The sequence below is a fragment of the Pandoraea horticolens genome (genome assembly GCF_902459555.1).
GTDB classification, from domain to species: domain Bacteria; phylum Pseudomonadota; class Gammaproteobacteria; order Burkholderiales; family Burkholderiaceae; genus Pandoraea; species Pandoraea horticolens.
This window is the reverse complement of sequence record NZ_CABPSM010000014.1, coordinates 146,989-155,370: the sequence shown is the minus strand read 5'-3', so window position 1 is coordinate 155,370 and position 8,382 is coordinate 146,989. Positions and strand designations below refer to the sequence as shown.

Below are 8,382 nucleotides of genomic sequence, written 5' to 3'. Positions count from 1 at the left end.
GCGCCTTTCTGCAGCGAGTTGGGTTTATGTCTGAGAGGCGGAAAGGGGCTCCGGTCCGTCTGGAGGGCGGTGTTGAGGGCGGTATTAAGAACGGATTTAATTAAGCGGCAGGCACCACCGCAGTCACTTCGATCTCGACCTTGGCTTCGTCCTCGATCAGATCGGCGACTTCGACGGCGGTCATTGCGGGGAAATGGCGTCCGATGACGGCGCGGTAGTGTTCACCGATGGCGCGATAGCTTTCCACATACTCGCGTTTATTCTTAACGTACCAGGTCATGCGCACGATATGTTCCGGCTTGGCGTTGCCTTCGGCCAGAATCGCCACGATGTTCTCGAGGGTCTGACGAACTTGCAGTGCGAAATCATCCGTTTCGAAACGTTGCTGTCCGTTCCAGCCAATCTGACCGCCGACGAACACGATGCGGCTGCCGGCCGTCATTTCGAAAGCCATGCCGTTCGCGTAGCCGCGCGGTTTCGCCCATTCGGGCGGTTGCAGAACTTGCAGCATCAGGACACTCCTTCAATTACAGAATCGGGTGCGGCAAAGCGCACAATGGCCTCGCGTTGGGCTGGGGGTACGGCGATCGGGGCGGGTCTTCCGCCTGAGCCTTTCGCGACCCAGACCAGTACCAGCGTGGCTTGCAGACGCGTCTCGTCGTTTGCACCGGCGAACCGGATGCGCAGTGTCATGGACGAGCGGCCGAGACGCGTGACTTCCAGCGAGCGCAGTAGTGTCTCGCCTAAGAAACTGGGGGCGCTGAAGCGACATTCGATGTTCGCTGTCGGCACGCCCATGCCGTCGCGCAGGTGCATCTCGCCGAACGACAGGTTGAGCCCTTCGGCGCACCAGTCTTCGACCAGATCGTTGATCATCTCGAAATAGCGCGGATAAAAAACGATGCCTGCCGGATCGCAGTGTTTGAAGCGCACCAGCAGCGGCTTCACGAATGCGTGTGCGGCCACATCAGCCTCCGACATAGTTATCTCCTCCCCTGCGAGCAGGATTGTTCAACGTGAGTGAGCGCCGACTGGAGCGCTCCACCCGTGCGTCACTGCCCCGTCTGCCGGAGCTTGAAGCGTTGCAGTTTGCCCGTTTCCGTACGCGGCAACGTGTCGACAAACTCAATCGCGCGCGGATATTTATACGGGGCGATGTTAGCCTTCACATACTCTTGAAGCGCCTTCACCATCGCTTCGTCGCGCGATTCACCGGCCTTGAGCACTACATACGCCTTCACAATCTGGCCGCGCGCCTCATCGTTCGCGCCCACCACCCCGCACTCCGCCACGGCCGGATGCTTCAACAGCGCCGACTCCACTTCCGGGCCTGCGATGTTGTACCCGGCCGAGACAATCATGTCGTCGGAGCGGGCCTGGTAGTAGTAATTGCCTACTTCGTCGCACATGAACGTGTCGCCCGGCAGATTCCAGCCGTTCTTCACATAACTCGTCTGACGCGAATCCGCGAGATACCGGCAACCGGTCGGTCCCTTCACTGCCAGCTTGCCCACCTTGCCCGGCGGCAGCGGCTGCATATTCTCGTCCACGATCATCGCGATGTAGCCTGGCACCGGCTTGCCGATCGCTCCCGGCACAACGTCGCCGTTCGCCGCCGAGATGAAAATGTGGATCATCTCCGTGCCGCCGATGCCGTCGATCATCTCAATGCCCGACGCCTGCTTCCATAGCTGGCGCGTCGCATCGGGCAACGCCTCGCCGGCCGACACCGTCTTCTTCAGGCTCGACAAATCGTACTTGCCCACAAGCGCCGCCATCTGACGATAAAACGTCGGGGCCGTGAAACAGATCGTCGCGCGGTAGGCCTCGATCGCCTGCAACAAACTGTCCGGCGTGAGCTTCTCCAGTAACACCGTCGCCGCCCCGACACGCAACGGGAACGTCAACAAGCCGCCCGTGCCGAAAGTGAACGCTAACGGGGGAGTGCCGCAGAAGATGTCATCCGGCCCCGGCTTCAGCACATGACGGGGGAACAAATCGCACATCGCGAGCACATCGCGATGAAAATGCATCGTGCCCTTCGGCTGGCCCGTCGTACCGCTCGTGAAAGCGATCAGACAGACATCGTCCACCGCCGTATCGCAGGCCTCGAAGCTCGCTGGCTGACGCGCCATGCGCGCCTCCAGTGAGCCCTCACCCACATCGTGGAAATACACCACCTGCTTCAATGCCGGGCAGAAATACTCATGGCTCGATTCGCGGTTGAACTCAAGCTCCTCCTTCAGACGCCCGTCGCACAGTGCCGCGCCGACCTCCGCCTTGTCGATGATCTGCTTGAGTTCCTTCGCGCGCAGCAGCGGCATCGTCGGCACGCCGACGAGTCCCGCCTTGATCACGGCAAGCCATGCGGCGGCCATGAACAGATTGTTCGGGCCGCGCAGCAACACACGATTGCCCGGCACCAATGCCATGTCATTGCGAAGCACATGAGAGATGCGATCCACCATCTCGCGCAAACCGAGATACGTCGTGACCGTTGGCGTGCCGTTCTCCACCGAATAGATCGCGGGCGCATCGCCGCGACCTTCATCGATCACACGATCCAGCAGTTCGGCGGCGCAGTTGACGCGCGCCGGGTATACCACATCCGGATTGTCCAGCAGAAACTCGGGCCACTGATCTGCGGGCGGCAGATTGTCGCGCGCGAAAGTGTCGAGATGTCCAGATCGTTCCATGTGCTTCTCCTTGCCCCCGGTAAGTCAAAGACAGCGCTCAGGCGTCCTTGAGCAGTTCTCGCGCGATAATCAGCTTTTGTACTTCCGTTGCCCCTTCATAGATCCGCAGCGAGCGAATCTCCCGATACAGACGCTCCACAATGGCGCCCGATACCACGCCCGCGCCGCCGAACATCTGCAATGCACGGTCGATGACCTGCTGCGCCGATTCCGTCGCATACATCTTTGCCATCGCCGCTTCGCGCGTCGTACGCTGCCCCTGTACATCGCGTTGCCAGGCTGCGCGATACGTGAGCAGTGCCGCGGCGTCCACCGACGTCGCCATCTCGCCCAGCGCGGCCTGCGTGATCTGGAAATCGGCGAGCGTCTGGCCGAACATCTCGCGCGACTTCGCACGCGCGAGCCCTTCGTCGAGCGCGCGACGCGCGAAGCCCAGCGCCGCCGCCGCCACCGATGCACGGAAAATATCCAGCGTCATCATCGCAACCTTGAAGCCCTGCCCTGCTTCGCCCAGGCGCTGCGAGGCCGGCACGCGACAGTTCTCGAACTTCAGACGGGCGAGCGGATGCGGTGCGCTCACGTCGATGCGCTCGGCAATCGTCAGCCCCGGCGTGTTCGCGTCGACCACGAACGCGCTGATACCCCGCGCCCCAGGCGCTTCCCCCGTGCGGACGAACACACAGTAGAAGTCCGCGATGCCGCCATTCGAAATCCAGGTCTTCTCACCGTTCAGAACATAGTCGCCGCCATCCGGCGTAGCCGAACAGGCCATCGCCGCCACATCCGATCCGGCGTTCGGCTCCGACAGCGCGAACGCCGCAATCGCCTCGCCTGACGCCACGCGCGGCAAATAGCGCTGCTTGAGCGCCTCGCTGCCCGCGAGCGTGATCGCACCGCTGCCTAGCCCCTGCATCGCGAAAGCGAAGTCGGCGAGGCCGTCGTGACGCGCGAGCGTCTCGCGCAGCACGCATAACGCCCGCGAATCCAGCTCGTCCAGCGCGCCGCCGTGACTGGCGGGCACGCAATACCTCAGCCAGCCCGCACGGCCCAGTTGCCGCACCAGCGACACGCACGTCGCATCGGTATCCGCGTGATGATCGACCTGCAATTCGCGTGAGCACCAGGCATCGAGTTCCGTGCCCAGACGGCGATGCGCATCGTCGAAAAACGGCCATGCCAGAAAGTCGGCGTTGCGCGAGTTATGGGGAGTGATATCGCTCATCGTCTCGCTCACGTCAGTCGCCGTTGAACACCGGTTTCTGCTTGGCGACGAAAGCGTCGTAGGCACGACGGAAATCCTTCGTCTGCATGCAGATCGCTTGCGCTTCGGCTTCAGCCTCGATGGCCTCGTCCACGCCCATATTCCATTCCTGATGCAGCAGCTTCTTCGTCACGCCGTGCGCGAACGTCGGGCCGCAAGCGATCTGATCGGCCAGCGTCTGCGCAGCGCTGAGCACCGCGCCACCGTCGTGCAGCCCATTGAAGAACCCCCATTGCAGCCCTTCCTCCGCCGTCATCACGCGACCGGTGTAAAGCAGTTCCGAAGCGCGCCCCTGTCCGATCATGCGCGGCAACAGCGTGCAAGCCCCCATGTCGGCGCCGGCCAGACCGACGCGAACGAACAGGAACGCCGTCTTCGCCTGCGGCGTGCCCAGACGCATGTCCGACGCGAGCGCCATCATCGCCCCAGCGCCAGCGCAAATGCCATCGATGGCGCTGATGATCGGCTGCGGACACGCGCGCATCGCCTTGACCAGATCGCCCGTCATGCGTGTGAAATCGAGCAGCTCCGGCATGCTCATTTTCGTGAGCGGCCCAATGATTTCGTGGACGTCGCCGCCCGAGCAGAAATTGCCACCCGCGCCAGTCACGACGATCGTCTTGATGTCCGTCGCATAGACCAGTCCGCGGAAGAGATCGCGCAGTTCGGCATACGAGTCGAACGTCAGCGGATTCTTCTTGTCCGGACGGTTCAGCGTGATCGTGCCGATGCTCGGACGCCCCCCGGCATCGTTCGACACCGACCACAGAAAGTGCTTGGCTTCATAGTTCGCGAATGGGCGCTTGTGATGCGCCATCGTCAGTTTCACGTCACTCATTGGCCGATCTCCTTGGATAGATTTTGCATTCGCGCTCAGCCGACGGTGACTTCACCGCCGGCGACCGCGATCGACTGTCCTGTTACCGCACCGGCACCCGGCTGACAGAGCCACAGCACCGTGTCGGCGACCTCCTGCGGCTGCACGAGACGCCCCTGCGGATTTCGCTTGGCCAGTTCGGCACGCGCGTCGTCTTCGCTGCGTCCGGTCTTGGCGACAATGTTCGCCACGGCGTCGCGCACGATGTCCGTTTCCGTATAGCCCGGGCAAACGGCGTTGACCGTCACGCCCCTCTTCGCCACTTCGAGCGCCAACGCGCGCGTCAATCCGACAACACCGTGCTTCGCTGCGCAATACGCCGTCACGTAGGGGTAGCCGATCAACCCGGCGGTGCTCGCCACGTTCACGATACGGCCCCAGCCGGCGCTCACCATGGCGGGCAATGCGGCAGAAATGCAGTGAAACGTCCCCGTCAGGTTGACGTCGATCATCTGCTGCCAAAGCGCGCCGTCCGTCTTGCCGAACGGTGCGCTGACCGCTTGTCCCGCGTTGTTGACGAGCACCTGCACCGGGCCGAAACGCTCGGCCGCCTGCGCGAAGGCCGCAACGACCGCAGCGGCGTCCGAAATGTCAGCGCTCACCCAGGCAACGTCGCCATGCGCGGCGAGTGCCTGTGCACCGCGCGAGAGCGTGGCTTCACTACGTCCGAGCAGCGTTACACGTGCGCCCTGTACGAGCAGCGACCGGGCGACGGCTTCGCCAATGCCGCGCGCACCGCCGGTCACGAGGGCGTGCACGCCCTTGAGCGACGCCGGCGCTACCGGTGACAGGCTGGCCGAGGTTGTCGGTGACGTCATGAACTGTCCTTATTTACCAATCTGTTGAGCGTAGGCGGCAGCACGCTCCAGATTGGTCTCGTACTGCCGTTTGCCCGCATAGTACTGCGCCGGCCACGGCAAGTCCTTGTAGCCGATCCTGGCGGCTTCATGCAGCGTCCAGAACGGATCGGCCAGATGCGGACGCGCCAGCGCACACAAATCGGCGCGGCCCGACGCGATGATGCTGTTCACGTGATCCGCCTCGAAAATCGCGCCAACGGCAATCGTTGGAATACCCGCTTCGTTGCGCACGCGGTCGGCGAACGGCGTCTGGAACATCCGGCCGTACACCGGCTTTTCGGCCTTGCTGACCTGCCCCGACGAGCAGTCGATGAGATCGGCACCCGCATCTTTGAACGCGCGGGCGATGGCGACCGCGTCGTCCGGCGTAATACCGCCCTCGACCCAGTCGTGCGCGGAGATACGCACCGACATCGGCTTGGCCGACGGCCAGACGTCACGCACGGCATGGAAGACCTCCAGCGGATAGCGCAGGCGACTCTCCAGCGAGCCACCGTACTCGTCGGCACGCTGGTTCGTAAGCGGCGAGATAAAGCTCGAGAGCAGATACCCGTGGGCGCAGTGCAGCTCGAGCCAGTCGAATCCGGCTTCGGCAGCGCGGCGGGCGGCTTGTACGAAGTCGTCCTTCACCCGGTCCATATCGGCGCGCGTCATTTCACGCGGTGTTTGCGACACGTCCTCGATATAGGGCAGCGGCGAGGCGGAGATCAGCGGCCAGTTGCCCTCGGCAAGCGGTTGATCGATCCCGTCCCAGGCCAGGCGCGTCGAGCCCTTGCGACCGGCATGGCCGATCTGCATGGCGATCTTGGCATCGCTGCCCGTGTGCACGAAGTCGACGATGCGCTTCCAGGCATCGCGCTGCGTATCGTTCCACAGACCGGGACATCCCGGCGTGATGCGGGCGTCGGGCGACACACAGGTCATCTCTGCGACGATCATGCCCGCACCGCCCAGCGCGCGGCTGCCGAGGTGCACTAGGTGAAAGTCGCCCGGCACGCCGTCGACGGCCGAGTACATGGCCATCGGCGACATCACGATGCGATTCTTGAGTGTGAGTTCACGCGCACGAAATGGCGTGAACATCGGCGGAATCGCGTGCTGGCCTTCGGCGCGTTTCACACCGGCATGCTCGGCGAGCCAGTCTTCGTAGCCTTCGACGTAACCGGCGTCGCGCACGCGCAGATTTTCGTGGGAGATGCGTTGCGAGCGCGTCAACAGCGAATAAGCGAATTGTTCCGGAGAAAAGCGTGCATAGCGCTCGACGGTTTCGAACCACTCGGTCGAGTTGCGTGCGGCGTTCTGAATCTTGAGCACTTCGACGCTGCGCGCGGCTTCGTAATCGGCCAGCGCGCCCGGCAGGGCGTCGGTGCCCTGGGTGCCGAGACCGTCGGCGAGTGCGATGGCGTCCTCCAGCGCGAGCTTGGTGCCGGACCCGATGGAAAAGTGCGCGGTGTGCGCGGCGTCGCCCATGAGTACGACGGGCACGCGCTTGCCGTCGACATTGCTCCAGTGCACCCAGTGTTCGCAAATCACGCGAGGAAAACGAATCCAGATGGCTGAGCCGCGAAGGTGCTTGGCGTTGCTCATCAGTTCATGACCGCCGAGGTACTTGGCGAAGAGGTTTTCGCAGAATTTCACGCCCTCTTCCTGGCTCATCTGATCGATGCCGTGGGCACGCCAGACTTCCTCGGGCGTCTCGACGATGAATGTCGATGTGTCGGCATCGAACTGATAGGCGTGCGCCTGAAACCAGCCATGTTCCGTCTTCTCGAAGGCGAACGTGAAGGCGTCGAAACGCCGATGCGTGCCGAGCCAGACGAAGCGGTTCTGACGCGTATCGATATCCGGGCGGTAGGTGTCGGCGTAACGCGTGCGGATACGGCTGTTGAGGCCGTCCGAGGCGATCACCAGATCGGCCTGGTAGCGGCGCGCAATGTCCTGATCGTCGGCGACGTCCGTCTCGAAGACCAGTTCGACGCCAAGGGCTTCGCAGCGCGCTTGCAGAATGTTGAGCAGCTTCTTGCGGCCGATGCCGATAAACCCGTGGCCGCCGGAGGTGATGGTACGGCCTTCGAAGTGGATGTCGATGTCGTCCCAGTGATTGAAGGCGTCGTTGATCTGCGCGGCGCTGACCGGATCGGCTTCCTGAAGGTTGTCCATGGTGGCGTCGGAGAACACCACCCCCCAGCCGAACGTGTCGTAAGGCCGGTTGCGCTCAACCACCACAACACGGTGGGAAGGCTCGCGCAGCTTCATCAACAACCCGAAATACAGACCAGCAGGACCGCCGCCGATACAGACGATATTCATCTCCAACCTCCGGATTCACAGATCGCGTCGCGCTAGCCGATCTTTGTTAAATCGTAAATAGTTTATGCCTAAAATACTAGAGGAAAAAATTTCCGGCGGCAAGGTCGCCAAGCCTCAGCGCCGGAGGGGTCGGGAAAGTACTTAGAGGGGCCGCGCCCAAAGCCTCTTACGCGGCAGCCGATTTGGCGCCGAGGGCCGTCACAGGAAGATCGCGATCACCGTCCGCTCGCGATTTTTCCAGTGAAACGCCAATTTAGGTGGGGATATTCACCGCAGACATCGCTCCCGCAAACTTGCGGTCAAGCCGCGTTTTCAATGCCCCGCCGCAAGATAACTTATCGGACAAGTACCAAAGCGATCTACGGCCGTCACCTGATG

Annotated in this window: 7 protein-coding genes; all 7 read right to left on the bottom strand. The window is 62.6% G+C overall.

Going from position 1 to position 8,382, the window contains the following annotated elements:
* Positions 1-100: 100 nt before the first annotated feature.
* The 7 genes from PHO31112_RS20730 to PHO31112_RS20700 all read right to left on the bottom strand — a co-directional run bounded on the left by PHO31112_RS20730 (position 101) and on the right by PHO31112_RS20700 (position 8,004).
* Positions 101-508, bottom strand: coding sequence for a RidA family protein (locus PHO31112_RS20730; RefSeq protein ID WP_150622627.1), 408 nt, complete (start codon positions 506-508; stop codon positions 101-103).
* Between the two features lie 2 nt (positions 509-510).
* Positions 511-981 carry an acyl-CoA thioesterase gene (locus tag PHO31112_RS20725; protein ID WP_150622610.1) on the bottom strand — a complete coding sequence of 157 codons (471 nt, stop codon included), beginning with the start codon at positions 979-981 and terminating at the stop codon, positions 511-513.
* A 71-nt stretch (positions 982-1,052) separates the two neighbouring features.
* Positions 1,053-2,696, bottom strand: coding sequence for an AMP-binding protein (locus tag PHO31112_RS20720; RefSeq protein WP_150622608.1), 1,644 nt, complete (start codon positions 2,694-2,696; stop codon positions 1,053-1,055).
* Between the two features lie 37 nt (positions 2,697-2,733).
* A complete protein-coding gene (locus PHO31112_RS20715) occupies positions 2,734-3,918 on the bottom strand; it encodes an acyl-CoA dehydrogenase family protein (protein WP_150622606.1) in 1,185 nt (394 codons plus the stop codon).
* Between the two features lie 13 nt (positions 3,919-3,931).
* Positions 3,932-4,795: an enoyl-CoA hydratase family protein gene (locus tag PHO31112_RS20710; RefSeq protein ID WP_150622604.1), complete on the bottom strand. Its 864-nt coding sequence runs from the start codon at positions 4,793-4,795 to the stop codon at positions 3,932-3,934.
* A gap of 35 nt (positions 4,796-4,830) precedes the next feature.
* Positions 4,831-5,652 carry an SDR family NAD(P)-dependent oxidoreductase gene (locus tag PHO31112_RS20705; protein ID WP_150622602.1) on the bottom strand — a complete coding sequence of 274 codons (822 nt, stop codon included), beginning with the start codon at positions 5,650-5,652 and terminating at the stop codon, positions 4,831-4,833.
* Between the two features lie 9 nt (positions 5,653-5,661).
* The gene (locus PHO31112_RS20700; RefSeq protein WP_150622600.1) at positions 5,662-8,004 is read right to left on the bottom strand and encodes a bifunctional salicylyl-CoA 5-hydroxylase/oxidoreductase; all 2,343 of its coding nucleotides are present in this window, start codon (positions 8,002-8,004) and stop codon (positions 5,662-5,664) included.
* Positions 8,005-8,382 lie beyond the last annotated feature (378 nt).